The organism is Desulfosoma sp. (assembly GCF_052743555.1).
The window spans coordinates 71,784-98,695 of sequence record NZ_JBRAHS010000004.1; the positions used below are offsets into that span (position 1 = coordinate 71,784).

The window sequence follows — 26,912 nt, forward strand, 5'->3', positions numbered from 1 at the left end:
GCTACACGGGTTTCCCGTTGGATCGAATGTGTGAGCATTTCCTGATTACGAATTTCAAGAAGTACGCCGACTGGTTTCAGCAAAAGACAGGCGGGGAAAGAAGCGAAGGCAATTTTCGGCTGGTCAACGCGCCGGATCTCAACTGCACGCTGATCGACTTTGGCATCGGCAGCCCACAGGCGGCCTTACTTATTCACTGCCTGGCCTACCTGGATCGACTCAAATCGGTCATCATGCTGGGCATGTGCGGCGGCATTGACGATACTCTGGAACTCGGCCATTTCGTGGTTCCTTCCGCCGCCATTCGAGGTGAAGGCACCAGCCGCCACTATCTTCCGCCGGAATTTCCCGCCATTCCGGCTTCGTCGGTCAATCTTTTTTGTATCGGCGCCGTCAAAAGGGTAGGAATTCAGCCCAAATGCGGCATCGTCTACACCACCGATCGGCGCTTGTGAGAATACGATGAGGAATTCGTCTCGTACCTGAGAAGGCAACGGATTCTGGCCATTGAAATGGAACTGGCCACGCTCTTTTCCGTGTCTTATCACTACGAAGTGCCCATCGGGTCGATCATGCTGGTCTCCGACATGCCCTTGCAGCGCAAAGGGATCAAGAGCAAGGAGCTGCACCAGATGATCTATGCGGAATATATGCCCACCCACCTGGAACTGGGCCTCGAGGCGGTGAAATCCCTCGAAGCCAACTGGGCGGATGTGTCCCGCCGTCTGAGCAGTGAATGGTAAGCGATGTGAAAGGGGAAAAGGCTATGGAAGTGCTTGTCTTGTATTATTCGCGAAGCGGCAACACGAAAAAGCTCGCCGCGTTTGTGGCCGAAGGCGTGCAATCCGTGGATGGTGTCACCGCCGTATTGCGATCCACGCAGGACGTCACCCGGGACGATTTTGTCAATGCGGCGGGCATCATCGCAGGCTCCCCGGTCTATTTCGGCGTCATGGCCACGGATCTCAAGCGGGTCTTTGACGAGTTCGTTGGTGTGCGCAAGAAAATGGAAAACAAGGTGGGAGCCGCTTTTGCCACGTCGGGAGATCCCACGGGCGGCAAGGAAACCACCATCTTGTCCATTCTGCAGTGCTTTCTGATCTACGGCATGATCGTGGTGGGCGATCCCCTGTCCGCCACCGGGCATTACGGTGTGGCGTGCGTCGGCGCACCCGATGAAAAAACAGCGGAAAACGCGCGCAAGCTGGGTCGCCGCGTGGCGGAACTGTGCCTGAAACTGCACGGGGCTTCCTGAAGTGCATAAGGCCGGGGCTACTCGATTCAAGAGCTTTCTTTGGCAGAGGTATGCGTCGGGTTCCGGGGTAAACGGATCTTGGGCGAACGGCCCTCCTCGAGAGCGCCGGCATCGGGTGCCCGGTACAGCACCACCACCTGGCCGACCAGTTGGATGAAATGAGCCCCTACGGTGCGGGCCAAATCTGCAGCTTGTTCCCTCTTGGGGCTGTCCTCTCCCGACAGCCCCAGCCATTTGACCTTGATCAATTCGTGGTGAAGGAGTTGCTTGCGGATCTCGGCAATCACCGCCGCGCTCACTCCTTCCTGGCCGATGCGTACCACAGGGCTCAATTTGTGCGCCAATGATTTCAAATAGCCGCGCTGCTTGCCCGTGAGCACTTCCCGCGGCACAGGGTCCCACGCCAAAAGGGAAAGGTCCGTATTCTGGTGCCACCACGGTCCCTTGTTGTTGCCTTTGTCCATGCCTTGCCTCCATGAAACAAAAATGATCCGGCCTGCTGTCATGGGCCGGATCCTGCATCTTTGTGGTCAACCAAACCTTAGTCCAAGTAAGGCTTTAAGAGTTCCTGCTTACTGGGATGACGCAGCTTGCGCAAAGCCTTTTTTTCGATTTGGCGAATCCTTTCCTTGGAAACCTTGAAACTCTTGCCGATCTTTTCCAAAGTCTCGCCGGGCCGCCCCCCCAAACCAAACCGCAACCGCAGAATTTTCTCCTCCCTGGGCTGCAGGCTGGCCAAAATTTCCCGCGTAACTTCACTCAATTCATTGGTTTCACACCCTTGAGCCGGCGAAGCACACGCCACATCTTCGATAAAATCGCTCAGCCGCTGCTCGTCATCCCCCACGGGCATCTCCAACGACAAGGGCTGGCTGATCAAACTGAGCACCATTTCCACTTTATCCGGTGGAATGTTGGCTCGATGACTGATTTCTTCCGCCGTGGGTTCACGGCCCAATTCCTTCACCAATTCGTGAAAGACTTTGAAAAAAAGATTCTTCAACTCAATGAAATGCACCGGTAAGCGAATGGTGCGCGTCTTATCGTAAATCCCTCGAATAATACTCTGCCGAACCCACCATGTGGCATAGGTACTGAACCGGTTGCCTTTCGTGTGATCATACCGCCCGACGGCCTTGAGCAACCCCAGGTTGCCTTCCTGAATGAGATCGTCAAAACTCATGCCGCGGCCGCGATACCGTTTGGCGATACTTAACACCAGGCGCAAGTTCGCCTTGACCATGGCATGCTTGGCTTCATCAATCTCAGCGATGGTTCGATCACACGTCTCTTTCATGGACAACAAGATCGGATTCTGCGGTTCATACGCCACCGCCTGATGCAGGGTTCGAGAAATGACTTTCAGCACTTTGTCTCGAACGCCGGGAAATGTTTTCGCCTGGCCCAGAAGGTTCCGAACCTTGCCATGCAGGTCCTTGACCACCGGATGATCCTCTTTGTGAGACTCCACCAATTGCACCAGGCGGTCTTGGCCATCCCGGATCCTTTTGGCCAGCTCAATTTCCATCTCCGGAGTCAGCAGTGGAAACGAAGAAACCTCGCGAAGATAGCACGTGACATGATCTTCGTCGAATTCCACGGCCGCATCCCCCTCCAACTCCGTCTCCTCCGCAGCCACAGAGGGGGCGAACGGAAACCGCTCATGCCGAAGATCCCTTTGTTCATCATGAAGCAACCCGTTGCGCTTGTCCTCCACGGATTCTTCCTCTTCTAGCGGTTCAGGAAACAGATCTTCTTCGGATCCCAGGATTCCCATCTCCAGGAGGCGTTCATCGTCGTCCTCCGCTTCGCGGCTCAACCACAAGCGGTACAGAGGATCCAATCGTTCCCCATACAAACTTTTCATGGCGATCCTCCTTCCCTCGGGACACCCTAGGTCACTCTTCATTGACCCTTCGTGATTATGCTGTGCGCGCACCTCCTTCTGCCCGAACGTGTCCGATCCTGTCTCATCGGGCCTCTGGTGAATTTCTACCGTGGTCATTCCTGCAGGGGCCTGCCCGCGCTGCAGCAGGTCACCACGAGCCCCTACAAGGCGACCTGAGATGGACTCCCGCGTACACGTGACCGACACCTCACCCTCTTGTCCAACAAGCTCCTCGAGTTTACGAAACACGAACTCGGTCTTTTGGCGCGATAGTCCAGTTAAACGGTAAGCTCGAGTGCATGTCGAGTCAATGGAATCCGTCACGATTGCGCCAAAAGCACAGTATTTCCATGAGTGTTCAATGGGATAGGCAAGGTCGTTTTCCGCGGAGGCTGGCTGCTCAGAACGTCTTCAAGGGAACCGCGCGGCTTCAGATCCGAAACTCCACCACGTCGCCGTCCTGCAGTTCATAGTCTTTCTGAACCATTTGGCCGTCAAAGACGGCCTTACCCCATATTTTAGCAAACTTGAGCTTTTCCACAAAGTCCTTGTGAATCTTTTCTGCAAGGTCCTGAAGCGTGCTTTTTTTTGGAAGCACGAAGGGGGCGGATTTGTCGGGTTCTTTGCCCGGCGCTTTGGTGTAGACGCGAATAACGTCGGAAAGGGCAAAAAGGGTGTCCAGCAGGGTGTGCAACCCTCGGCCCGAGGCCGTGGACACCGCCACACACGGCATGCGGCATTGGCTCAGCTCATGAAACGCGTCAAAATCCTCCAAATCCGATTCCGTATCCACCTTGTTGACCACCACAATCATTTTTTTCAAAAAAGGTTTTTTCGGCAGATCGGGCGGCAGGGGCTGGCCTTCCGGAAAGACTCTCAACTCTTGAAGAACCGCCACAGTATCCTCCATTTGCTGCAGCGGATCGGCTTTCAAGTCCACCAGGATCATCACAATATCGGCTCTTCGAATCAGGTCCGCCATCCAGGAATCCACATAGCTTGTGCTGATGGGAGGTGTGTCGATCAGCTGAAATTGAATATTTTCATAGGGCACCATGCCCGGTGTGGGTTTCCATGTGGTATGGGGAAATTCAGCCACCTCCGGAGACGCGTTGCTCAAAACACCCACCAGAGAAGACTTTCCCACGTTCGGGGCGCCGACCACCACCACTTGGGCGGCGCCTTCTTTTTCGATAGCGTAAGCGAAGCCCTTGCGGCCTGCGCCCTTTTTTTGCCGCGCCTCGGACTTGAACTTGGCGATCTTGCGGCGCAGGTCGGCACGCAGCTTGTCCGTGCCCTTGTGCTTGGGCATGATGGTGAGCATTTCTTCCAGCGCTTCGATCTTGGCTTCGGGAGTCTTCGCTTCGCGATAGCGTTTTTCAGCTTCGAAATAGGGCGGGGGGAGATTTGCCGGCATGCCTCGCGCCTCCTCGCGGAATCGCGATTGTTCCTTCAATTATAATCTTATACCCTCGCACTTCTCGACCCTTCTTGTCAATGGCGTCCCCAGAGGGTATGAAGGTGGCGTCAGATTCCAACAAGAAAGGCGTCTTCATGCTCTCGTGTCCGCATTGTGGTCAACCGCTGCAGTGGATGCGCCAGTGACGGCGTCAAATCTGGCGTTGCACGGAGTGCCGCCTGAATTTCACTTTGGAATCTCTTGCCGCCTTCTTGGATGACGACCTCGAAAAGCTTTTGGAAAACCTTCGCGTGGATCGGCTGTAACCGCAAACCCCGGCGAAGGGTTTGCGGCCATGAGGAAAAACCGAAGGGATGGAATCCCGCTCAGAAACGCTTCAGGAAGCGACCAGGGTGGCTTCTAGCAAGGATTCGGCCAGTTTCAAGGCTTCAGGAAGTTTCTCGGGCCGGTTGCCGCCCGCCTGGGCCATGTCCGGGCGCCCTCCGCCGCTTCCCCCCACCACTTGCGCCACTTCCTTGATGAGGTTGCCCGCGTGAATGCGATGGGTCAGATCCTTGGTCACACCCACCAGCAGCAGCACCTTGCCGTCGTGAACGGCCCCGAGGACCATCACGCCGGAACCAATACGTTCTTTGAAGCGGTCGTTCATCTCCCGTAACGCTTTGGGGTCTACTACTTCCACACGCCGCACCAACACTTTGACCCCGGCCATCTCCTTGGCTTCCTCAAAGAGGTCCAAAGACTTTCTCGCCGTCACGGAACTTTTCACCGCTTCCAAGGTCTTTTCCAATTCTTTGATCTGGCTGAAGAGCTTATCCACGCGATCCGGCACGTCTTCTGTCGGCACTTTCAAGCGGCGGGCCGCCGTATCCAATAAACGGCGCTGTTCCTGCCAAAAGCGCAGAGCGTGACGGCCTGTGAGGGCTTCGATGCGCCGCACGCCCGCGGCCACACTGGATTCCTGCACGATGACGAAGGAGCCGATATCGCCACTGCGTTCCGTGTGGGTGCCGCCGCACAGTTCCTTGCTAAAGTCGGCGATTTCAACAAGTCGAACTGTTTCCCCATATTTTTCTTCGAACAGAGCGACCGCTCCTGTGCTTATGGCTTCATCAAAGGCCATCACGTGCACGTGCACCGGTCGATTGTCCAGAATGGCCAGATTGACCCGCTGTTCGATCTCCAAGAGCTCTTCCGGACTCAACGCTGCAAAGTGCGTAAAATCGAACCGCAGTCTTTCAGGAGCCACCAAGGAACCAGCCTGTTTGACATGGTCGCCCAGCACATCGCGAAGGACGCGATGTAAAAGGTGCGTGGCCGTGTGATTGCGCGCGGTGTCTCTTCGACGGATCTCATCCACCTTTAGGGTCACACGATCCCCAGGGCGCAACTTGCCGTTTTCGATGCGCACCACGTGGACCCAGATGTCTCCCGGCAGCCGCAGGGTATCCTCCACGGCAGCGCTCACGCCAGGGCCTGTCAAACGGCCTTGATCGCCCACCTGTCCTCCGGCTTCTCCGTAAAAGGGCGTTTGTTCCACCACCACTTCCACGCGGCTTTCCGGACCCGCCGCTTCTATGAAAAGGCCTTCTGAAATCAATGCGATAACCTGACTTTCCGTCTCCAGCCGATGGTAGCCGACGAATTCGGTGCGCACGCCTTGGGCCGCCAGCTTGCGGTAGGCTTCGGAAATCTCTCGTTCGCCACTGCCCTTCCAATGGCGGCGGGATTGTTCTCTTTGCCGTACCATGAGGGCGTCAAACCCGGCTTGATCCACCTGCATGCCCGTTTTTTTGGCCATATCCGTGACAATATCGATGGGAAACCCGTAGGTGTCGTAGAGTTTGAACACGAGGGATCCCGGAACGGTGCGGGCGCCTTCGTCTTGAAGGCGCGCCATTTCATTGTGCAGCAGTTTCAGACCGTGGTCCAGGGTCTCACTGAACCGTTCTTCTTCATGCAGAATGACCCGAGCAATATAAGAGCGGTGGTCGAGAAGTTCGGGATAGACATCGGCCATGGAATGCATGACGGCTTCCACAACGCTGTGCAGAAAGGGTCGGTTGAGACCGAGAAAGCGTCCGTGGCGCAGCGCACGGCGAATCACCCGCCGCAGCACGTAGCCGCGGCCCTCGTTGCTGGGCAGCACGCCATCCCCGATGAGAAAGGCCGCCGCTCGGCCGTGGTCGGCGATGACCTTGAAGGAAACATCTTTTTCCGCATTGTCCCCGTAACGTAGTCCCGCCTGCGTGCCGATAGCCTTCATCATCGGAGCAAACAGGTCCGTGTCGTAATTGGACGGGACCTTTTGAATGACGGCCGCAATGCGTTCCAAACCCATGCCCGTATCGATGCTGGGCTTGGGCAGCGGCTCCAGCGTTCCGTCTTCCCGACGGTTGAACTGCATAAAAACCAGGTTCCACAGTTCCAAGTAACGATCGCAATCGCATCCCGGCCGGCATTCGGGTCGGCCGCATCCCATGGCTTCCCCCTGGTCAATGAGGATTTCCGAACAAGGTCCGCATGGGCCCGTATCTCCCATGGCCCAAAAGTTGTCCTTGGTGGAAAAGGCCAAAATCCTTTCTTCGGGTAGGTAGCGTTTCCAGTACTGGCGAGCCTCTTCATCGGGCCCCAGGGACATGCCGGCATCGCCTTCGTGAATGGTGGCGTAGAGTTTGTCTTTGGGCAAGCCCATGTGGTCCGTAAGAAATTCCCAGGCAAACTCGATGGCTTCCTTCTTGAAATAATCGCCGAAGGAAAAGTTGCCCAGCATTTCAAAAAACGTGTGATGCCGCGCCGTATAGCCCACGTTTTCCAAGTCATTGTGCTTGCCGCCCGCCCGCATGCACTTTTGGCTCGAGGCCGCTCGGCTGTACTCGCGTTTTTCCTCCCCAAGAAAACAGCGCTTGAACTGGTTCATGCCCGCGTTGGTGAAAAGCAAGGTGGGGTCATCATGGGGAATGAGCGAGGAACTCTTGACGATGGTGTGACCTTTATGGCGGAAAAATTCCAAGAACTTTTGACGAATTTCGCTGGCCCTCATGAAAAGTCTCCTATGTTGCCCACCCTGGGCGCCATGTCCGTGCTACACCTCGGCGGCTTCCGCAGGGCTCAACGCGGGCAGCACGTGCCGTTCCCGCACCTTGTTTTCTATTTCCAGAAGCAGATCCGGGTTTTCTCGAAGGAAATTCTTGACGTTTTCCCTTCCTTGCCCTAAGCGCTCACCATTGTAGGCGTACCAAGTTCCCGAGCGCTCCACGATATTGGTCGCCACCGCCAAATCCAACACGTCGCCTTCTCGAGAAATCCCCCGCCCGTAAACGATATCGAATTCCACTTCTCGAAAGGGCGGAGCGATCTTGTTCTTGACCACCTTGACACGGGTGCGGTTGCCCACCACGTCCTGCCCTTCCTTGATGGGGCCCGTTCGGCGGATCTCAAGGCGCATGGTGGCGTAAAACTTGAGCGCATTGCCGCCTGTGGTCGTTTCCGGTGAACCGTACATGACACCGATTTTCATGCGGATCTGATTGATGAAAATCACCGAGGTCTGGGACTTGCTGATCGCGGCCGTCAGCTTGCGCAAGGCTTGGCTCATGAGACGCGCCTGGAGCCCCACGTGCGGATCCCCCATTTCACCGTCAATTTCCGCCTTAGGCACCAAGGCCGCCACGGAATCGATGACAATGACGTCGATGGCATTGCTGCGCACCAGAATCTCGGCGATTTCTAAGGCCTGTTCACCGTAGTCCGGCTGACTGATCAGCAGATCGTCCACCTTGACGCCCAGTTTGCGGGCATAGTGCACGTCCAGGGCGTGCTCGGCATCGATGAAAGCCGCCAAGCCTCCCTTCTTTTGGGCTTCGGCGATCACATGCAAAGCCAGGGTGGTCTTGCCCGACGATTCCGGTCCATAGATCTCAACAATGCGGCCTCGAGGAATACCCCCGATGCCCAAAGCCAAATCCAAAGAAAGACACCCTGTAGAGATCACGGGAACCTCCACCCCCTGCGCCCCCTCGCCCAGGCGCATGATGGATCCCTTGCCGCACTGGCGCTCAATTTGCGCCACGGCCATGTCGATAGCCTTTTGGCGATCATTGCCTGCCTGTGCCGTCATGGCACGGTCCTCCTTGTGATCAAAAGACCCTTACTCCAAAAGTTTGGCTCCCCCCTGCAAGGGCCATCTTTGCAAAGGGGTGTACTGGGCACCGTCGGGCTTAAGATCGCTCTTATACAACACGAGTTCCGAGACGTCAAAAACAACCCCTTGATAGTTTTGACGAGCCGCCAACGTGTCTTGAAGGGCCTTCAGGTGACGCCGCCCCTTGACTCGACCGATGGTCAAATGGGCGCGAAAAGGCCGATGCTCCTTAGGAAAACCCAAAGGCTGCAGCGCATCTTCCACGCTTTGCTGCAGGGCTGTGAGCGGTCCCAAATCGCCTTGAACACCGATCCAGACAACCCGCATCTCGCGCAGGGAAGGGAAGGCACCACACCCTGCGGGCCGCAAGGAAAATGGACGGGTATTTTCCGCCACAGGACGCAAGGCGTCGCCGATGGCCTGCATGAGCGAAGGGGCAACATTGCCGAGAAATTTTAAGGTCAAGTGCACGCGATGGGGACGAATCCAGCTGACCGGCACATCCAATTGTTGCAAGGGCGCGCAAAACGCACCGAGATCCTCTTGAACCTTTGGAGGAAGATCCAAGGCCACGAACGTGCGTATCATGATCGCAACATCCTCCACAAAAGAGCCAGGGCGTGCTGCACGGACTGTTCTTGCACGAAGGGCCGACTGCCCTGAAAATGGTGCTGTTCCACCACCGTGCGCTTTCCAACCGCACCCCCGATAAAGACGGTGCCCACGGGTTTTTCCGTCGACCCACCCGTAGGGCCCGCAATACCCGTCACCGCCAAGGCCGCCTGCACCTTAGATCGTTCCAGCACCCCTTGCACCATCGCCTCACACACAGGGCGACTCACCGCCCCATGAGTCTGCAACAGCTCTTGCGGCACGCCCAGCAGCTCGCTCTTCGCTTGATTGCTGTAAGTCACTAAACCTCTGTCAAAATAGTCGGAAGCACCGGGGAGGGCTGTCAGACGTGCCGCCAAAAGCCCCCCTGTGCAAGATTCGGCCACGGCCAGTTTCCATGCCCTTTGGCGCAGCAGCGTTCCCACGACCTTTTCCAAGGATTCGTCATCTCGGCCGATCACATAGTCTAGGCCCAAAAGGGAAACCAGCTCCTTTTCCGCCCCGTTCAGGCGCCGCTGGGCTTCTGCGGTGTCTGTGGCCGAAGCCAAGAGGGTCACCCAATTTTCCGCCGTCTGCGGCAGGTATCCCACCTTGACGCCATAAGAGACGGCATCAAAGGCGCTCAGCCGCTCGTTAATCTCCGTTTCCATCAGACCGTAAATGCGAAGCACGCGTTGAGCGCACGCGGGTCTTTCAGGAAACCGGCGCATGAGATCGGGCAGGACCACTTCCTGCAGCAGGGTTTCCATCTCGTGAGGAACCCCCGGCAGAAAATAACAGGGCACTCCGCGATGCTCCAGGGAAAAGCCGGCCATGGGACGTCCCGGGGCCAGCCGAACGGCCCCTTGAGGCAACTGGGCGAGGCGCCCCAACCGATCACTCCATTGACCGCCTCGAGCCTTCACTCGGGCCATCAAGCCCTTGAGATCCGCTTCGTCCACCGCCATGGGAAGGGCAAAGGCCCGCGTCACCGCCGATTTGGTCCGGTCGTCGTCCGTCGGCCCCAAGCCACCCGTGACAATCACAAATCGGCTCTGTGCCGTCAGCTGTTCCAGCTGCAGGGCGATGGCTTCCTCGGCATCTTCCACGACCACCACCCTTTGCAATCGAAATCCGTGCGCTCTCAAAACGCCGGCAATGTGATGCGCGTTGGTGTTGAGAATATCTCCCAGGAGAATTTCATCCCCGATGGTGAGAAGCGAACCTCGAATTTCGGAACATCTTTCTTGATCCATCACCTTGACGACTCACCACTTTTCTTGGCCGCCTTTTCCTGACTCCGTCGCCGGACCTCCTCGTAGATCTGCGGCAGAGGAAGGCCGCTGCGCAGAGCGGCTTCCCGGCATGGCTCGTATTCCGGCTGACATCGCACCGATCCATCAGGAAGAGCGGCCGTTTTGACCCGTATCACGCCCCAGGGCGTGTCCACGTCCATGAAGGCCCGAGGCAGTTCCACTCGGTCCACCTCGTAAAACCGCACGCCCAGCGTGCTGCTTTCACAAAAAACCCGGGCCGCCATGCGATCCTTGAGGGAAGGATCCAGGAGGATGCGGACCAAGGTCCCGGGGCGATTCTTTTTCATGTACACAGGAACAAGCACCACATCCAAAGCGCCTTCGGCAAAGCACGAAGCCATAAGGTGTTCGTAGAATTCCGGGTTCATGTCGTCGATCTGGGTTTCCATCATCAGGAGCCGTCGCCGAGCGAACACAGCCTGGGGTTCTCCCACCATGAGTCGCAACACGTTGGGTGGATTGTCGGCCGGATGGGCCCCCACACCGTATCCTACCGCGCTGAGAACCATGTCGGGAAGAGGTCCAAACCCTTCGCACAAGCCGGTCAAGATGGCCGCACCAGTGGGTGTCACCAATTCCCGGTCCACGCCCCCATCCCGAACGGGCACGCCTTCCAGCAAGGCCACCGTGGCCGGAGCCGGCACGGGCAGCATGCCATGGCTCGACATAATGCGACCTCGCCCCAAGGGCAAAGGGGACGCATAAAGCCGCTGAACACCCAATAGATCCAGACCAACCACCACGCCCACCACATCCACCACAGTGTCCACGGCACCGATTTCATGAAAATGCACCTCCTCCAGTGCCATGCCGTGCACTCTGGCTTCCGCCCGCGCCAGCCGGTCAAAGATCCGCAGCGCTGTTTCTCTAATGGTATCGGGCAGGGAAGAGGTTGAGATAAGGTGGTGAATGTCCCGAAAGCGGCGAAGAGGCGGTGAGCCCATTTCGCGCACCTCAGCCCGGGTGCCCGTGATGGCTCCTCGAGACTCCCGGCGCACATCCAAGCACCATCCTGGAAGTTCAAGAGCCTCCAAGGCCTCCGTCAAGGCGGCCGTCGAAACCCCGGCATCAATCAGCGCACCCAGCATCATGTCTCCGCTGGCTCCGGAAAAGGCATCCACGTAGGCTAGACGCATGCCGCCCCCCTGTCTGGGCCAAAGAGGTGCCCCAAGACCTGATCCATGTGGGTGGCGGCCTTAAAGTGGACAGTGCGTGTCACATAGGCTGGCAACTGGGCCACATCGTCCATGTTTCCTTGAGGAATCAAAACCAGATCGAGTCCCGAACGGGCAGCCGCCAAGGCTTTTTCTCGAAAACCACCCACCGGCAGCACGTCACCCAAGAGGGAAATCTCACCCGTCATGGCGCACGGTTGTCTCAGGGGTTTTTGCAGCAGAGCGGAAACAAGGGCTACGCACAAAGCCATGCCGGCAGAAGGTCCATCCTTGGGCACGGCGCCCGCCGGCACATGAATGTGGACGTCCGTCTTTTCATGAAAATCCGAGGACAACCCCCAACGGCCCGCTCGCGTGCGAATGAAACTCAAGGCCGCTTGCGCCGATTCTTTCATGATCGTCCCCAAATGTCCTGTGAGCACCACGGCCCCTTTGCCCGGCATGACGGCTGCTTCGATGCGCAGCACTTCACCCCCGTGGGGCGTCCAGGCCAAGGCCAAAGCGACGCCGGGTATACCGGGAAACTGCTGCAGTGAAGGATCCTTCAAGGAAGGACCCAAAAGGCGCTCCAGGCGGTTTGTGAAAACTCGAAAGGGAGAACACCCTCCTTCGGCACGATGCCTGGCGGCCTTTCGGCACAAGGTGCCCAGGACCCGCTCCAACTGCCGCACCCCCGATTCCCGTGTATACCGGCGCACCAAAGCGGTGAGGGTCGAATCGCTGAGGGCGAGGTCGCCCGGTTGCAAGCCGTGCTGTTCCATCTGGCGAGGAAGCAAATAGGATCTGGCAATCACCAGCTTGTCCCTATCCGTGTACCCCGAAAGGGTCAGGACTTCCATGCGGTCCGCCAGAGCCAGCGGAACATGCTCCAGGCTGTTGGCCGTCGCAATAAAAAGCACCTGGGACAGATCAAACGCCACGCTGAGATAATGATCCGAAAAAGCCTTGTTTTGCTCGGGATCCAGGACTTCCAGGAGTGCCGCTGCGGGGTCTCCACGAGCATCGGTGCCGATTTTGTCAATTTCATCCAACATGAACACCGGATTTTTCGTCCCGGCATGGCGCAGCCCTTGAATAATGCGTCCAGGCAAAGCGCCCAGGTAGGTGCGTCGGTGTCCGCGAATTTCCGCCTCGTCGCGAACCCCTCCCAGGGAAAGGCGCACGAATCGGCGTCCCATGGCCTTGGCGATGGATCGGCCAAGAGACGTCTTGCCGACTCCCGGCGGCCCCACCAGGCATAGAATGGATCCTTTGACGCTGCCTTTCAGGCTGCAGGCGCCGAGAAAATCCAAAATGCGCTCTTTGACGGTTTCCATGTCGTGGTGGTCCGCGTCCAGAACTCGAGCCGCTTCCCCAAGATCCAGGCGGTCTTCGGTGGTGCGCTGCCACGGCATTTCAATGAGCCAGTCCAGGTAGGTGCGCACCAGGGACGCTTCGGCCGAATCGCTTTGCATCAGCACGAGGCGATCCAATTCCCGCATGGCCACCTGATAAGCTTCAGCACTCATGCCCGCCGCCTGAATCTTTTCCCTGTAGGCCCACTCCTCCTTGTCCTCGTCCCATTCGCCCAGTTCCCGGCGGATGGCTTTGAGCTGCTCCCGCAGGTACCGTTCCCTCTGACGGCGCCGAAGGGCCGTTTCGGCTTCGGATGCAATCTCCTGCTGCACTTCAGCCTTTTGCAACTCCTCCGCCAGGGCTTCGGCCACAGCACGCAGGCGCTCCGAAGGGTCCACCACGGCCATCAACCGACAGCACTGATGGGGATCCAGGTGCAAATTCATGGCCAGAAAATCGGCTAGGCGGCCTGCGGACGAGATGCCTTGAAGCACCGCTTCGGCGTCGGCGGCGTGCATGCCCCGCAGCGTGAAAAGCTTCAAGCCCATTTGGCGCACTTTAGACACGAGCGGGAGAAGGCTTTTTTCAAGGGGCATGTCCGTTTCCACCAAAGGCTCGACGCGGACCATCAGTCCCGATGAACGCGCCATCACTCGGCGGACCCGGGCCTTGGCAATACCTTGAACCAGGATTTTGACCCTGCCGTCTTCCATCGGGGTGTTCTTGAGAATCAGGGCCACACAGCCCAGAGCTCCCTTCCACGACGGCTGGTCAGGTTCTTCACGGGCACATGTCGTATCCTCTCCGCACCATGCCCCCAAAAAAACATATCGTCCGGTTTTTTCGGCTTCGGCCAGCACCGCCTTTTCGTTGGCATCGGAGAGAAACAAAGGGAGAATCATGGCAGGAAAGAGCATGGTGTGGCGAAGAGGCAATACCGGCAAATCGGTGGGCCATGAAGGTTTGGTCATGGTGCGGTGTCTTCCTCCCGCATCCCCCTTAACAGTGCGCTCCTCTCCTTGTCAACACACGAACGGGGTCTTGTTCACGGAGGTGGAGGTCTCTGCATGTTTCGCCTTCTCTTGACACTGCAAAGGGTGAATGGTAGACAGACGCAACTCAGATTCACCCCGTGGAGGGATGGCCGAGTGGTTTAAGGCGGCGGTCTTGAAAACCGTTGGTCGGTGATGAGCTGGCCCGTGGGTTCGAATCCTACTCCCTCCGCCACAACGTGCGTCGGCTGGAGAGATGGCCGAGTCGGCTGAAGGCGCTCGCCTGCTAAGCGAGTGTACTCCGAAAAGGGGTACCGAGGGTTCGAATCCCTCTCTCTCCGCCATTCCAAAAAAAGAGCCCGTCCGGAAAGGACGGGCTTTATGCTTCCTGAGCCCGGATTCCAGAATGAAAGGCCCTGATTTGCCAACAATTGACATCTTCGCCCTTACGAGGCACTTAAAAAAATGATGTGGTGCGTCACGATCCGGATCCCCTCACGATTGGGGCTGAAAGGCACGGCGCGACATGGATCGGCGGCCTGTGTCGCTCCCCCATGGTGCCGCTTATTGGAGAGCAGTCCCAGAGGGGACTTTTCCGGAAACCTGAACACTTGGCTTGCGAATGAAGCGGGCGAGGCTTCTGCGCTTTCGGGAAAAAGGGATTCCAGGGCGAGCTTCGAGAGACTCCGCAAAAACAGGAGGGCGCATGACCGAAGAAGCCAAACAGTGGACGCACTTGGACAGCCAAGGCCAGGCCAAAATGGTGGACGTGAGCGAGAAGGTTCCCACCTGGAGGGAAGCTCGCGCGCAAGGCCAGGTCCGCATGGCCATAGAAACCCTTGAGCGCATCCTGGAAGGAACGGTCGCCAAGGGCAACGTGTTCAACACGGCCCGCTTGGCAGGCATTATGGCAGCCAAGAGAACGTGGGAGTTGATTCCCCTCTGCCACCCTCTACCCTTGACGTCCGTTGAGGTCTTTTTGCAACCGGACCCCAAACTACCCGGTGTGCGCGTGGAGGCTCGAACGAAAACCTTTGACCGCACCGGTGTGGAGATGGAGGCTCTAGTCGCCGTCACGCACGCCGCTTTGACCATTTACGACATGTGCAAGGCGCTGGATCGGTCCATGATTTTGGAGAACATACGGCTGACCTACAAGTCCGGAGGGCGAAGCGGCACCTTTACAGCCGATAAGACTTCAAATACCCAGGGTTAAGAGCTTGTCTGAGAACAGCTACCGCAGGAGCAGCGCAAGGCAAGATGCCTAGCGCGCCTCGCGCCGCTCCTACGGCATCGAGCCGAAAAGGCATTGCCAAACCTATGGTCGGAAGGCTCCTGAACGCCAGCAGAGATGGAGGAGGGCTGCAAAGCCTCAAAGCCAATGATTTTAGGCTTTACAAGACGGCATGCCTTGTGCTAGCGATCAGGCCTTTATGACAGGGCGCGGAGGACTTGCCATGGATCAAGAGACACTGGCATACTTCAAAGAAATACTCGAACAGCGACTGCGCGAGCTTATCGAGGAAGCGGAAAAGACGGTGACGGGCATGGCCGACGAAGGCGAAACGTTTCCAGATCCCACCGACAGGGCATCTCTGGAATCGGACCGCAACTTCATGCTGCGGATCCGCGATCGGGAACGCAAGCTCATCACCAAAATACGCGAAGCGCTGCAACGGATCGAAGATGGTTCCTTTGGCATCTGCGAGGCCTGCGGCGACGATATCGGCATCGAGCGCCTCAAGGCCCGCCCTGTGACGACCTTGTGCATCGAATGCAAGCGCCGCCAAGAGGCCATGGAAAAGATTCGAGAAGCCTAAGACGAAAACGGTTCCGGCGCATCCTGCCCGGTTTCCCGCAGGTGCAGGATGTCGCCGACCCAAACCGTCGCGCGCTCTCCTGCCTGATTTTCCAGGACCAAGGCGCCATCGTCTGTCAGATCGCGCGCAATGCCCCTTAGAAGACCTTCCGAAACCTGCACGCACACCGTTTTACCTAAAACAGCCGATACCTTGATGAGGTCCTCTCGTAGCGCTTTGAGGCCCTGAGCCATGTGGGTCTCATAGAGTTCTTCCCAGCTATTGAGAAACCCCGCCAGCACATGGGGCCGGCTCCACGGCCACGACTCCTCACGGCTCGGCAGAGCGACAACTTTTTCCCGCTCAAGAGCCAAAGACGTCGCGGGGTAAAGGGTGTCAGCCGGAAGATCCTCAGAGCCGTGAAGGACATTGACCCCCACACCCACCACCAAGAACTGAATACGGTCCGGGTCCGAGTGCATTTCCGTGAGAATGCCGGCCACTTTTTTTCCCGAAATCAAAACGTCGTTGGGCCACTTGATGCGGGCGTTCAAGGCATAGAGATCCCTGAGGGATCGAGCCAAAGCCAAAGCAGCCACAAGGGTTGTTTCGGGACCATGGCGCGGCGGCAGTTCGGGTCTCAGAATCACGGAAACGTAAAGCCCCAAACCCCTGGGGGAAGCCCAAGGCCGTCGAAGCCGGCCTCGACCTGCCGTCTGCTCCTCGGTCACTATCGTTGTTCCATGAGGCGCACCGGTGCGAGCCAAATCCATGGCACGATCATTGGTGGATCCGATCGTTTCGTGGTACTCGTAAGAGCGGCCGAAGCATCGCGTGCGCAACAAAGGAATCACTTCCTCCGGTCTCAGGGAATGGCTCCACGCCCTCAATCGATAGCCTTTCTTGGCGCAGCTTTCGATGTGGTAGCCTCGAGATCGGAGTGTGCGGATATGTTTCCAGATGGCCGTGCGCGAAATGCCCAAGGCTGCGGCCAGCTCGTTGCCGGAGACAGTTTCATCGGGGCGCCGTTTGAGTTCCGCCAACACGGCAAGACATGTCTTTGAGCGATCCACTATGACCCCACCCCTTTGGCAATCACCAGCGCCGCGTGATACAAAAGGATCTCGGTCGCTTCGTTCACTGCGCCCAACATATCCCCCGTCATGCCTCCGAGCCATCGTTTGGCCGCGCTTCGAAGGACCATCGCTGAAGCCGTGGCGACCGCCAGCATGAGCACAGCCCACAGCTGCACCAAGGCCATCGCGATGAGAACGGCCCACACCGAGGCCCAAAACACTTCACGACGCCCCAAGCCCTCCACAAAGGCTTTGCCCAGCCCGCCTTCCGCACGAGCGTACACCGCTTTGTACATGGACAGCACCATGGCGTAGCGGCTCAGGGCAGGCACCAAAAGGAGCGGGGACCAGCAATGCGCCGCTAGAAGACCCGAGACCGAAAACACTTTGAGGCCGACTCCCATGATCAAGGCAAGCACGCCAAAGGATCCCACACGACTGTCTTTCATGATGGCCAGCCGCCGCTCGGGCTCATAAGCCCCACCCATGCCGTCGGCCACATCCGCCAGACCGTCCAGATGCAAGCCTCGAGTCAACCAAACCCCCAGTCCCACCACCCACCAGGCGCTGAGCTCCGAAGAGAAGCAAAACCCAAGACTCCATCCCAGCGCCGCCTGCACGGTGCCGACGAAGAGCCCGACGACCGGAAACGCCATAAGGGATCTCACCAGGTCCGCATTGCCAGAGATCGTGGCGCCTTGCCCCCGAAGGCGAAGCCGCGTGAGAAATCCAAGGGCGAAAACGAGAGGCTTCCACATGAAGCTGGCTCCTTATCGCGGCTTCAAGAGCACGGGGATGCCGGCAATGACATAGGTGACCGCACGGCATGCTGCGGCCACTCGCTGATTGGCCCAGCCGGCCAGATCCCGATAGGACCGCGCCAATGCATTGTCGGGCACAATGCCGCACCCCACCTCGTTGGAGACCAAAAACATCGGGGATCGCGCGGAATGGAGCACGTCACACACAGAGGAAATATGAGCCTTGACCGCGCGGTCCTCCAGAGACAGGAGAAGGTTGGAGTACCACAGGGTGAGACAGTCCACCAGAATTGGAGCGGGTTCCTGATCCAAGGCCAGCAAAGTGTCCGCAAGATGCACGGGGCATTCGATGGTTCGCCACATGGTCCCGCGCCGCTCTCGATGTTCCAGTACACGACGGGCCATTTCTTCGTCAAGGACCTGCGCCGTGGCCACATACCGATGGGGTGGGGCCATGGACATCACCAGCGCTTCGGCATAGGTGCTCTTGCCGCTCCTCGCCCCCCCCAAAATAAGATGCGGGTTTTCAAGCCGGCTCATGAGCCCCCATCATCCGCGTCGCCTGCATCGGGTACACCCAAGTAACGCAAAAGTTTTTGGAGTTGTTGCGTATCGCGGTAGGCAATGGTCACGGTCCCAGCCTCCCCTCGCCGCCGCACCGTAACGGGCAAATCCAAATGGCGGCGCAGGCGCTTTTCCATTTCCTGCCATCGGGAACGTGAAAGGGGAGCCTCAGCGGCCTTTTTCCCTTGCAGCAAAAGGTGAATCCGCTTTTCAGTTTGGCGCACAGAAAGATCGCTGTGCAGAATGGCATCGCGCATCGCCAGTCGAGCTTTATCGTCGGGCAAGGCCAAAAGCGCTCGAGCATGCCCCATGGTCAATCGACCGTCCAAGAGATCTTGCTGCACCACCTGGGGGAGTTGGGTCAGGCGCAGGATGTTGGCGACCGTTGAACGATCCTTACCCACACGCTGAGCGATAGCAGCCTGGGTGAGGCCGAACTCTTCGTGTAAGCGCCGATAGGCCGCCGCTTGTTCGATGCAGTTGAGATCCTGGCGCTGCAGGTTTTCCACTAGAGCCAGTTCCAAGGCTTCCCGAGGCGTCGCTTCCCGCACCACCACAGGCACTTCGCTCAACCCCGCCGCTCGAGCCGCCTGCCAGCGCCGTTCTCCCGCAATAATGGTGTAGGTCCCCTGTTCCGGGCCGCGTGAAACCAGGACGGGCTGCAGGATGCCGTTTTCTCGAACGGAATCCACCAGCTCTCGAAACGCCTCGTCTTCCACCCTTTGTCGAGGCTGAAAGGGGTTGGGGCTCAACCGATCCACAGGGCAGTAGAACACTTGCACCTCTTCCCTTTTCAGCCAGTCGGTGGACGGCAGCAGGTCTTGAAGTCCCCGTCCCAATCCTTTTTTCTTTTCAGCCACCACAGTGTTCCGTTTCCAACAATTCGTCGGCCAGGGCCATGTACGCTCGAGCGCCCGCGGAATGCTTGTCGTAGACGGTGATCGGCAGCCCGTGACTGGGGCATTCGCTCAAGCGCACGTTCCGCGGAATCATGGTCTTAAGCACTCGCCCGCCCAAGTGTCGGCGCACTTCCATAGCCACCTGGTGGCATAGGTTGTTGCGTCGATCGAACATGGTCAGCACAATGCCTTGAACGCGCAATTCCGGGTTCCATCGCATTCGGATCTTGCGTATGGTTTCCAGCAGCAGGGTCAGACCTTCCATAGCAAAGTATTCGCATTGCAAGGGAATCAGCACGCTTTGTGCGGCACATAGGCTGTTAAGCGTCAGAAGCCCCAACGATGGCGGGCAGTCCAGGAGGACGACGTCAAAATCCTGCCGAATGCCGTTCATCTTGTGGGCCAGGACCGTCTCGCCCCCGCTTTGCACCGCCAATTCCCATTCGGCGGCTGCCAAGGTCGGGTTTGAGGGAAGAACCCACAAGGGCAAGCTGTCCATAGGTTGTTGCAAAGGAGCAGGCACATCGTGGCGCAGGAAACCGTACAAGGTGGCGTCGGCATTGGCGAGACGAACACCCAGGCCGCTGGAGGCGTTACCCTGGGCATCACAATCCACGAGAAGCACCCGCTTGCCCTTGGCCGCCAAAGCCGCCCCCAGATTGATGGCTGTGGTGGTCTTGCCCACACCGCCTTTCTGGTTTGCAATGGCCATGACGCACGTCATGGAGCGGATTCCTTCTGCGGCAAAACCACTAGACTCCAGGTGTCAAAAAGTTCGTGGTAGCGCACCAAAAAACGTTCCCCCGTGTCCACCAGCACGCGATAGTAACGCATGGGCACTCGATGGGCAGCACCAAAGCCCTCATGCCAACGATCTTCCACGGCAACCACCCGATAACACCGCCCCCGCCATTGAAGCTCCACGGGTTCCTGGGCCCCGGTGTAATGGTTCCGCGTGGTTACCACGATGCGCTCCAACCGCATGCTCTTCCCTCAGCCATAAGGGTAAAGAGTGCTTAATATACTGAGAGCGTTTATGTTACAATATTTTTAAAGAAGTGTGAAAGGGAGGTTTCGCTATGGCACGCAACACCCTTTTGGTCATCGACATGCTCAACGATTTCGTCGATCCTCGTGGCGCCCTTTACTGCGGCGAAGCAGCCAGAGCCATCATTCCCGCCGTGGAACAGCTCATGGAGGCATTTGCCAAGGACGGACACCTGGTGGTGATGGTTCAGGACGCGCATGCCCAGAATGATCCCGAATTCCGCATGTTTCCCCGTCATGCCGTGCGCGGCACTTGGGGTGCGGCCGTGATTCCCGAACTCCCCCTTTTGCCCCAGGCGATCACAGTGCCCAAGACCCGCTACAGCGCCTTTTTCGGCACCGACCTGGAGCGAATCCTCAAAGAGTATACTCCCGAGGAGGTCTGGGTGGTGGGCGTGTGCACATCCATCTGCGTCATGGATACCGTAGGGGATCTACGCAACCGGGATTACGCGGTGGTGGTGCCGTCTCAAGCCGTCGCTGACTTTGACCCTGAGTTTCATGCCTTTGCCCTGAAACGCATGGAACGCGTGTACGGCGCGTCCGTGCGTTGACCATTGTCTCCACCCGGCAAGGAGGCCTTGCTCATGCCGCTCTGGCACGGCTATCGACCGGAACTGCTCACCGACCTTTACCAATTCACCATGGCGGCAAGTTACTGGAAAGAAGGCATGCACGGACGGGCCGCCTTCAGCCTGTTTATTCGCGACCTGCCGCCTCAGCGAGCCTATCTCGTTTGCGCAGGACTCCAAAGCATTCTTGCCCTCATCGACGATTTCCATTTTGATGCAAGCTCCATCGACTATCTGCGCTCTCTGGGCCGGTTTCCCGAAGGGTTTCTTGAGTATCTGCAGAACGTGCGTTTCACGGGATCTGTGCGGGCCATTCCCGAAGGGCGCATCTTCTTTCCCAATGAACCCATTCTGGAAGTCACGGCGCCCATCGTGGAAGGGCAGCTCTTGGAAACCCTCATCATCAACACCCTGCACCTAGAGATTCTGGTTGCCACCAAAGCCTCGCGGTGCATGCACGCCGCCCGCGGCCGATCTCTGATCGATTTTTCCCCGCGGCGCACGCACGGCGTCGACGCCGCGCTGAAAACGGCGCGTTCCAGCTATCTGACAGGATTCATCGGCACGAGCAATGTTCTTGCCGGGCAGATGTACGGCATTCCCGTTTTCGGTACCATGGCTCATTCCTACATCACCAGTTTTCTTCATGAAATGGACGCCTTTCGAGCCTATGCCGCTGCGTTTCCCGACAATACGGTGTTGCTGCTGGATACCTATGACACTTTGAGCGCTGCGGAAAAAGCCGTAGTCATCGCTCGAGAGCTGCAAGCTCAGGGAAAGAAATTGAGAGGTGTACGGCTGGACAGTGGTGACCTCACTCGATTGAGCTTTCAGGTAAGGGAATTTTTTTGTCGCCACGGCTTTTCCGACGTGGCCATCATGGCCAGCGGGAATCTGGATGAATATCGCGTGGAGGAGTTGCTGCAATCCGGAGCGCATATCGATCTTTTTGGCATCGGCACGCGATTGGGAGTTTCCGCCGACGCTCCTTATTTGGATATGGCTTACAAACTCGTGGAATACGACGGCCGCCCGGTGCTGAAACTGAGCCCGGGAAAGATGACGTGGGTCGGAGAAAAACAGGTGTTTCGCTCCTACGATCCCTCCGGCTTCATGGAACATGACGTGCTTGGACTCAAGCAGGAAAACCACCCGGGAGCCGAACCGCTCCTTGTGCCCGTCGTGGTCCAAGGCCGGCGCACCGTTGCGGAGGAATCTCTGAGCGAAATCCGTGCGCGTTTTCAAGCCGACTGGGAACGGTTGCCCGAGGACTATAAGAAGCTCAGGCCGGAAAAGGTCTACCCGGTGCGCATCAGCGAGCCACTTCAGGCCTTGCAGGATCGTGTGAGTCGAAGCCGCGTGGTTCAAGAAATTCGATCATGAGGTGCGACGTCTCCAGCGCAAAAGCCGCCTGGATTCATCCAGGCCGGGAAGCCTGTACACCCGGTCCTCTAGGCGTTCCAAGAAACCTTCGATTTTCACCCCGGCCACACCTTCATCCATAGACAAGGTCTTTCCACCCTTTTTGGGAAGCTGCACCCGGCGTCCCTCGGCGAGGGACGCGTCGGGTAGTATTTTCAAAGGCACGTGGTGCGGCACGCTGGCCGGCGGCATAAACCCGGACCAGTACGCTACGATGGCATCGGGTTTCACCAAGGCACCCAGCCGGTACAGCATGGGTTCGTCAAGGCGCACGGCTCGAATGGTGATCAGGTCAAAGTCCCCAGACGGCATCCCGGGGGTGTGCCTCGTGTTGCAGGCCTGAGTGTCACCGCTCACCTTCGGCTTCCAGGGCCACTGCTCCAGGCGACCTTCGACCACGCTCACGTTCCGCAGGCCTAACTCGGCGGCGCACACCTTGAGGAAACTGGCCTTTTTACGGTCTGCATCCAAAAGAACCATATGAAGATGCGGACACGTCACCGCCAAGGGAATGCCCGGAAACCCTGCGCCACTGCCCATGTCCAAGGCCATGCCATGCTGGGGCAGCCAGGGGCGGGGCATCAGGCTGTCCAGAACGTGTTGCACGACGGCCTTCACGCCGACGATGCGGGTGAGATTCACACGTCGGTTCCAAAACGCCACCAATTCCAAATGGCGGCAGCACTGGGCGGCCTCATCGGCCGATACATGCAGCCCGCACTCGGCCGCAAGGCGGACCAGGAGTTCCCCACAGGTGCGATCCTTTGCCGCGCTCACCGTCTCAAGATCCCGAGAGGTTTACTTGCCGATGCAGAATCGTGCGAAGATGCGGTCCAAAACCGCATCGTCCACGTGAAGGCCCAGAATCTCTTCCAAGGCAGCTCGAGCCGCGCGCACGTCCTCGGACACCAACTCCGGCAGCCCCTGCGTGCGAGCCGCCTGGACGGCTCGCTCAAGCGCCGTCACGGCGCGCTCCAGACACTCCTTATGCCGCGCATTCACAGCAAAAGCCGGCTCCAGCCCTAAAAAAATGTCTTCAAGCACCTCCGTTTCCAGAAATCGCTTCCATCGCTCGATATCATCGGGATCGTGCGCACACAAGGGAACGATGGCATCTCGAAGGCCATAGCGTGCCCTCAAGTCCTCCGCGTTGGTTTCCATGGGACAGTCCCTTTTATTCAGGACCACCAATCGCCTTTTGTGACGTGTCTTTTCCTCAATGCGATCGTCATCGGCATCCAGGGGTCGGCTTTGGTCCACGATCCATACCACCACGTCGGCTTCCTCCACCGAACGCAAGGTCCTTTCGATGCCCAAGGATTCGATCATGTCCGGTTTTTCCCGAATGCCTGCCGTATCCAAAACGCGGACCCACACCCCCCCAACAAGAAAGCCATCCTCGATGACATCTCGCGTGGTGCCCGCGATGGGGGTGACGATGGCGCGTTCTTGCCCCACCAAGGCATTGAGAAGGGAGGACTTGCCCACGTTGGGCTTTCCCACCAGAACCATGGAAAGGCCCTCGCGAAGCACCCGGGCTTGCTCATACCGATCCACAATTCGCCGTAAGGCGGGAAGGACATTCCGTTCCACGTGGTGTGCCACGGCCTCAAGCGCAGAGGCGTCCTCGGCTTCCAGATCCTCAGAAAAATCCATGAAGGCCTCCAACTGGGCCTCAAGCTCCAGCACGTCCTCACGCCACCGCAAGACCTGCTCCCCAAAACCCTTGCGAAGCTGTTTTCCCGCGGCTTCCAGAGCCTTATCCGATCGAGCGTGAATCAGATCGAGGACGGCTTCGGCCTGGGACAAGTCCAGACGGCCGTGCCAAAAAGCTCGCAGGGTGAACTCTCCGGGACGAGCCAACCTGGCTCCGTGGGCCAGCACCAGGTCTAGAATGCGCCGCAGCACGGCGTAACCACTGTGGCAGTTGATCTCTACCACATCTTCGCCGGTGTAGGATCGAGGTCGGGCCATGTAACTGGCCAGGACCTCGTCAATGAGATTTCCCGTTTTGGGGTCGACGATCCAGCCGTAGATCAGTTTGTGGGACGGGGGTGGTATAGACGTGGCGCGGGCGGGCCGAAAGATCTTTTGGAGAAGGATGAGGGCATCGGGCCCACTGATTTTGATGATCCCGATGCCCCCGATGCCGATGGGAGTCGCAATGGCGCAAATTGTCTCGGATCGGCAGGCATTGTCCATCGTGCGCGGATGCAGCCTCCGCTCACTGTGCGTTGGATTTCGCTTCGGTCATGGAGTCTGGAATGTTTTTCGTTTTCTTAGCCGGGTAGATAACCACCCGACGCAGGTTGCCTTCGCCCTTGCTCTTGGTGCGAACACCCTGGTCTTCTTTCAAAGCCATGTGAATGATGCGTCGGTCTTGAGCGTTCATGGGGCCCGTGGTCACAGGACGTCGATATTTCTTGACCCGCTCACTCAGCTGTAAGGCCATTTCGGTCAGGTTGCTTTCCCGTTTGGAGCGGTAGTTTTCGGTGTCCACGATCACAGGCACATTGTCGCCCACCTCTCGGCTGACAATCTTGCTCACCACATACTGCAAAGCATTGAGGGTCTTGCCCCTCTTGCCGATGAGCAGCCCCGAGCCATTGCTCACGATGTTCAGATAGACGCTCTCTTGCCGCACTTCGCTTTCCACAACGGTGGGAACGTCCACATATTTGAGGATTTCCGTGAGCACCTGCTTGGCCCGGTCGCACGCCTTGCCGAGAGGCGTTTCCTTGGGGGTGACGCGAATGCGCGCCTTGCGGGCCCCGACAATGCCAAAGATGCCTGAAGAGCCTTTGGACAGGACTTCGATGTCTAGCTTTTCCTGAGGCAGCTGGAACGCCTCGCAGGCCAACTGAATGGCATCGTCAAGGGTTTTCCCTTCAAATTCCTGCGCTGGCATACTCTCCTCCGTTTGTCGTCCCGAAGCGCACGCGCGATCGCCAATTTGAAGCGGAGAGGCGCCTGGTTATGCCTGACGGTTGATCCAGTACTGCTGCACGATGGACAGGACATTGTTCACAAACCAATATAGCACGAGACCCGACGGAAAGTTGATAAAGAATACAGTAAAAATCACAGGCATCATCAACATGAGTTTTTCCTGTCGGGGATCCCCAGCCGAAGGCGTCATCTTTTGCTGAATGAACATGCTCGCGCCCATGAGCAGGGTCAGAACGGGAAGCCCTCCGATGTACGGCAACTCAAAACCCACAGACAATCGATCCGGTGCCGTCAAGTCGTTGATCCAGAGCCAAAAGGGTTGATGGCGCAATTCGATGGCGCCATAGAGCATGCGGTAGAGGGCAAAAAACACCGGAATCTGCAGCACCATGGGGAGGCAGCCACCCAGAGGGTTCACCTTGTAGGTGCGGTAAAGCATCATGAGTTCCTGGTTAAGCTTTTCGCGGTCGTCTTTGTACTTTTCTCGAATCTGAGCCATCTTGGGCTGAATTTTTTTCATGACCTGCATGGACTTGAAGCTCTTGTGGGTGAGCGGCCAAAAGAGAATTTTGATGATGACGGTCAAAATGATGATGGCCACTCCGTAGTTGTGCGTGTAGTGGTTTAACCATCTGAGGAACACCAGCAAGGGCTTCGCCAAAATACTGAACCAACCGAAATCCAAGGCGCGTTCCAACCTCGGGTCGCCCCGCTTCAGGGCTTCCAATTCCTTTGGGCCCCAGTAATAGGTGTTCGAAACTGTCACGGCGGCCCCGGGAGCCACTGTAAAAGGATCGGTCAAATACACCAATTGGATCAAGCCGGACGCCGGATCCAGCAGCCGTGTCGCCACTTGAAAGTGCTGCTCGGCACCAGGAATCAGAGCCTGTAGGAAGTAATTGTTCTCAAAACCTGCCCAGCGCAAAGGCGGTTTGAGAACGGGGGTTTCCTTTTTCAGGTCCTTTTGGTTGAAGTGTTCCAAGCGGCCGTTTTTCAATACGGTGACCTTGAACTGATTGTAGGACGATTGCATTTCGTCAAAGGGCATGGCGTAGGAACTGAGACCCAGTTGGTCTGTGAGCGGCGTCTCGGAGAGGTTGGTCAGGGAGACCTCCACCTTCACGGTGTAGGTGTCCTCCGAAAAATGCATGACCTTTCGCACACGCACGGCCCCTGGAATTTCGGCGGAAAGAATCAGTGCCTTTTCCCCATCGCCCGGGCTCAAACGAATTTCTTCAGGCGCATCAGCCTCGTAGGCCATGGTGGCCAGGGGCCACTGACCATGCTGCAGCAGATCCACCGCCAGAGGATAATATCCCGATCCCTTGGACGGAATGAGGTCCATAAGGGGGGAAGCCGGGTCGACGTGTTGTCGATGTTTTTTCAGTGTCAAGCTTTCAATACGCCCTCCCGCAGCCGCAATGCGGGCGGTGTAAAGGGGGGTGTCCACGACCCAGGTCTTGGACGTAGGCGCCACGGCGGCGGCGTGTTGCTGCGGAACATTGGACCAATCGACACCCTTGGAAGCCTCCGACGGGACAAAAGGAGCCGCAGGAGCTGTAGAGGTCTCGGGCTTGGCCGGGTTTGCAGTCTGGGAAACGGCAGTGGATTCGGGCTTGCGGGCCGGTTGAGGAGAAAGGAACATTTCCCAGAGAAACAAGACGGCCATGGAGAGGGCAAACGCCAATAAGGCTCTTTTTTCCATGA

24 protein-coding genes, 2 tRNA genes and 1 pseudogene are annotated in these 26,912 nt (G+C 57.8%); 8 read left to right on the forward strand and 19 right to left on the reverse strand.

Going from position 1 to position 26,912, the window contains the following annotated elements:
• Positions 1-26 precede the first annotated feature (26 nt).
• Together ACUVSA_RS03630 and ACUVSA_RS03635 are read left to right on the forward strand one after the other, a co-directional pair.
• Positions 27-743 (forward strand): annotated as a pseudogene (locus ACUVSA_RS03630) (phosphorylase family protein).
• A gap of 23 nt (positions 744-766) precedes the next feature.
• A complete protein-coding gene (locus tag ACUVSA_RS03635) occupies positions 767-1,255 on the forward strand; it encodes a flavodoxin family protein (RefSeq protein ID WP_445891954.1) in 489 nt (162 codons plus the stop codon).
• Between the two features lie 26 nt (positions 1,256-1,281).
• On the opposite strand, the gene yhbY is transcribed toward ACUVSA_RS03635, so the two are convergent.
• The 9 genes from yhbY to lon form a co-directional block, all read right to left on the reverse strand.
• Complete coding sequence (yhbY, locus tag ACUVSA_RS03640; protein ID WP_445891953.1) at positions 1,282-1,719, reverse strand: ribosome assembly RNA-binding protein YhbY; 438 nt, start codon at positions 1,717-1,719, stop codon at positions 1,282-1,284.
• Between the two features lie 77 nt (positions 1,720-1,796).
• Positions 1,797-3,122, reverse strand: a complete 1,326-nt coding sequence (locus tag ACUVSA_RS03645) for a sigma-70 family RNA polymerase sigma factor (protein ID WP_445893824.1) — start codon at positions 3,120-3,122, stop codon at positions 1,797-1,799.
• Between the two features lie 451 nt (positions 3,123-3,573).
• Entirely contained in the window at positions 3,574-4,560 is a 987-nt protein-coding gene (locus ACUVSA_RS03650) for a GTPase (RefSeq protein ID WP_445891951.1), read from the reverse strand.
• Positions 4,561-4,939: 379 nt separating this feature from the next.
• The gene (gene alaS, locus ACUVSA_RS03655) at positions 4,940-7,606 is read right to left on the reverse strand and encodes an alanine--tRNA ligase (RefSeq protein ID WP_445893825.1); all 2,667 of its coding nucleotides are present in this window, start codon (positions 7,604-7,606) and stop codon (positions 4,940-4,942) included.
• A gap of 42 nt (positions 7,607-7,648) precedes the next feature.
• Positions 7,649-8,683 (reverse strand): recombinase RecA, encoded by a 1,035-nt coding sequence (recA, locus tag ACUVSA_RS03660; RefSeq protein WP_445893826.1) that lies wholly within the window; start codon positions 8,681-8,683, stop codon positions 7,649-7,651.
• 30 nt (positions 8,684-8,713) lie between these two features.
• Positions 8,714-9,295: an RNA 2',3'-cyclic phosphodiesterase gene (gene thpR, locus ACUVSA_RS03665; RefSeq protein ID WP_445891910.1), complete on the reverse strand. Its 582-nt coding sequence runs from the start codon at positions 9,293-9,295 to the stop codon at positions 8,714-8,716.
• A complete protein-coding gene (locus tag ACUVSA_RS03670) occupies positions 9,292-10,554 on the reverse strand; it encodes a CinA family nicotinamide mononucleotide deamidase-related protein (protein ID WP_445891911.1) in 1,263 nt (420 codons plus the stop codon). The genes thpR and ACUVSA_RS03670 overlap by 4 nt, the downstream gene beginning before the upstream one ends.
• A complete protein-coding gene (gene larC, locus ACUVSA_RS03675) occupies positions 10,554-11,750 on the reverse strand; it encodes a nickel pincer cofactor biosynthesis protein LarC (protein WP_445891912.1) in 1,197 nt (398 codons plus the stop codon). Before larC ends, ACUVSA_RS03670 begins: the two co-directional genes overlap by 1 nt.
• The gene (lon, locus tag ACUVSA_RS03680) at positions 11,741-14,095 is read right to left on the reverse strand and encodes an endopeptidase La (protein ID WP_445893827.1); all 2,355 of its coding nucleotides are present in this window, start codon (positions 14,093-14,095) and stop codon (positions 11,741-11,743) included. Before lon ends, larC begins: the two co-directional genes overlap by 10 nt.
• Before the next feature lie 163 nt (positions 14,096-14,258).
• Here lon and ACUVSA_RS03685 point away from each other — a divergent pair.
• From ACUVSA_RS03685 to dksA, 4 genes are all read left to right on the forward strand, one after another.
• Positions 14,259-14,351: transfer RNA gene (locus ACUVSA_RS03685), tRNA-Ser, on the forward strand.
• A 15-nt stretch (positions 14,352-14,366) separates the two neighbouring features.
• Positions 14,367-14,460, forward strand: a tRNA-Ser gene (locus tag ACUVSA_RS03690).
• 362 nt (positions 14,461-14,822) lie between these two features.
• Positions 14,823-15,332 carry a cyclic pyranopterin monophosphate synthase MoaC gene (gene moaC / locus ACUVSA_RS03695; RefSeq protein ID WP_445893828.1) on the forward strand — a complete coding sequence of 170 codons (510 nt, stop codon included), beginning with the start codon at positions 14,823-14,825 and terminating at the stop codon, positions 15,330-15,332.
• Between the two features lie 241 nt (positions 15,333-15,573).
• Positions 15,574-15,936 carry an RNA polymerase-binding protein DksA gene (dksA, locus tag ACUVSA_RS03700; RefSeq protein ID WP_445893829.1) on the forward strand — a complete coding sequence of 121 codons (363 nt, stop codon included), beginning with the start codon at positions 15,574-15,576 and terminating at the stop codon, positions 15,934-15,936.
• Here the strand turns inward: dksA and ACUVSA_RS03705 are convergent.
• The 6 genes from ACUVSA_RS03705 to ACUVSA_RS03730 are packed head-to-tail and all read right to left on the reverse strand — an operon-like array spanning position 15,933 to position 20,199.
• The gene (locus ACUVSA_RS03705; RefSeq protein WP_445893830.1) at positions 15,933-16,988 is read right to left on the reverse strand and encodes a biotin--[acetyl-CoA-carboxylase] ligase; all 1,056 of its coding nucleotides are present in this window, start codon (positions 16,986-16,988) and stop codon (positions 15,933-15,935) included. The genes dksA and ACUVSA_RS03705 overlap by 4 nt on opposite strands.
• Positions 16,988-17,749: an adenosylcobinamide-GDP ribazoletransferase gene (cobS, locus tag ACUVSA_RS03710; RefSeq protein WP_445893831.1), complete on the reverse strand. Its 762-nt coding sequence runs from the start codon at positions 17,747-17,749 to the stop codon at positions 16,988-16,990. Before cobS ends, ACUVSA_RS03705 begins: the two co-directional genes overlap by 1 nt.
• 12 nt (positions 17,750-17,761) lie before the next feature.
• Positions 17,762-18,292, reverse strand: coding sequence for a bifunctional adenosylcobinamide kinase/adenosylcobinamide-phosphate guanylyltransferase (gene cobU, locus ACUVSA_RS03715; protein WP_445893832.1), 531 nt, complete (start codon positions 18,290-18,292; stop codon positions 17,762-17,764).
• Complete coding sequence (locus tag ACUVSA_RS03720) at positions 18,289-19,176, reverse strand: ParB/RepB/Spo0J family partition protein (RefSeq protein WP_445893833.1); 888 nt, start codon at positions 19,174-19,176, stop codon at positions 18,289-18,291. Before ACUVSA_RS03720 ends, cobU begins: the two co-directional genes overlap by 4 nt.
• Entirely contained in the window at positions 19,169-19,939 is a 771-nt protein-coding gene (locus ACUVSA_RS03725; RefSeq protein ID WP_445893834.1) for a ParA family protein, read from the reverse strand. Before ACUVSA_RS03725 ends, ACUVSA_RS03720 begins: the two co-directional genes overlap by 8 nt.
• Complete coding sequence (locus tag ACUVSA_RS03730; RefSeq protein WP_445893835.1) at positions 19,936-20,199, reverse strand: hypothetical protein; 264 nt, start codon at positions 20,197-20,199, stop codon at positions 19,936-19,938. The genes ACUVSA_RS03725 and ACUVSA_RS03730 overlap by 4 nt, the downstream gene beginning before the upstream one ends.
• A gap of 95 nt (positions 20,200-20,294) precedes the next feature.
• Between ACUVSA_RS03730 and ACUVSA_RS03735 the strand changes: the two genes are divergently transcribed.
• Positions 20,295-20,816 (forward strand): cysteine hydrolase family protein, encoded by a 522-nt coding sequence (locus ACUVSA_RS03735; RefSeq protein ID WP_445891922.1) that lies wholly within the window; start codon positions 20,295-20,297, stop codon positions 20,814-20,816.
• A 33-nt stretch (positions 20,817-20,849) separates the two neighbouring features.
• Complete coding sequence (locus tag ACUVSA_RS03740) at positions 20,850-22,217, forward strand: nicotinate phosphoribosyltransferase (RefSeq protein ID WP_445893836.1); 1,368 nt, start codon at positions 20,850-20,852, stop codon at positions 22,215-22,217.
• Here the strand turns inward: ACUVSA_RS03740 and ACUVSA_RS03745 are convergent.
• The 4 genes from ACUVSA_RS03745 to yidC form a co-directional block, all read right to left on the reverse strand.
• On the reverse strand, positions 22,212-23,033 hold the full coding sequence (locus tag ACUVSA_RS03745) for a 16S rRNA (guanine(527)-N(7))-methyltransferase RsmG (protein WP_445893837.1): 822 nt from the start codon (positions 23,031-23,033) through the stop codon (positions 22,212-22,214). The two genes, ACUVSA_RS03740 and ACUVSA_RS03745, sit on opposite strands and share 6 nt — an antisense overlap.
• 21 nt (positions 23,034-23,054) lie before the next feature.
• Positions 23,055-24,458, reverse strand: a complete 1,404-nt coding sequence (gene mnmE / locus ACUVSA_RS03750) for a tRNA uridine-5-carboxymethylaminomethyl(34) synthesis GTPase MnmE (protein ID WP_445893838.1) — start codon at positions 24,456-24,458, stop codon at positions 23,055-23,057.
• A gap of 22 nt (positions 24,459-24,480) precedes the next feature.
• Positions 24,481-25,164, reverse strand: coding sequence for an RNA-binding cell elongation regulator Jag/EloR (gene jag / locus ACUVSA_RS03755; protein ID WP_445891926.1), 684 nt, complete (start codon positions 25,162-25,164; stop codon positions 24,481-24,483).
• A gap of 66 nt (positions 25,165-25,230) precedes the next feature.
• On the reverse strand, positions 25,231-26,910 hold the full coding sequence (yidC, locus tag ACUVSA_RS03760) for a membrane protein insertase YidC (RefSeq protein ID WP_445893839.1): 1,680 nt from the start codon (positions 26,908-26,910) through the stop codon (positions 25,231-25,233).
• Positions 26,911-26,912 lie beyond the last annotated feature (2 nt).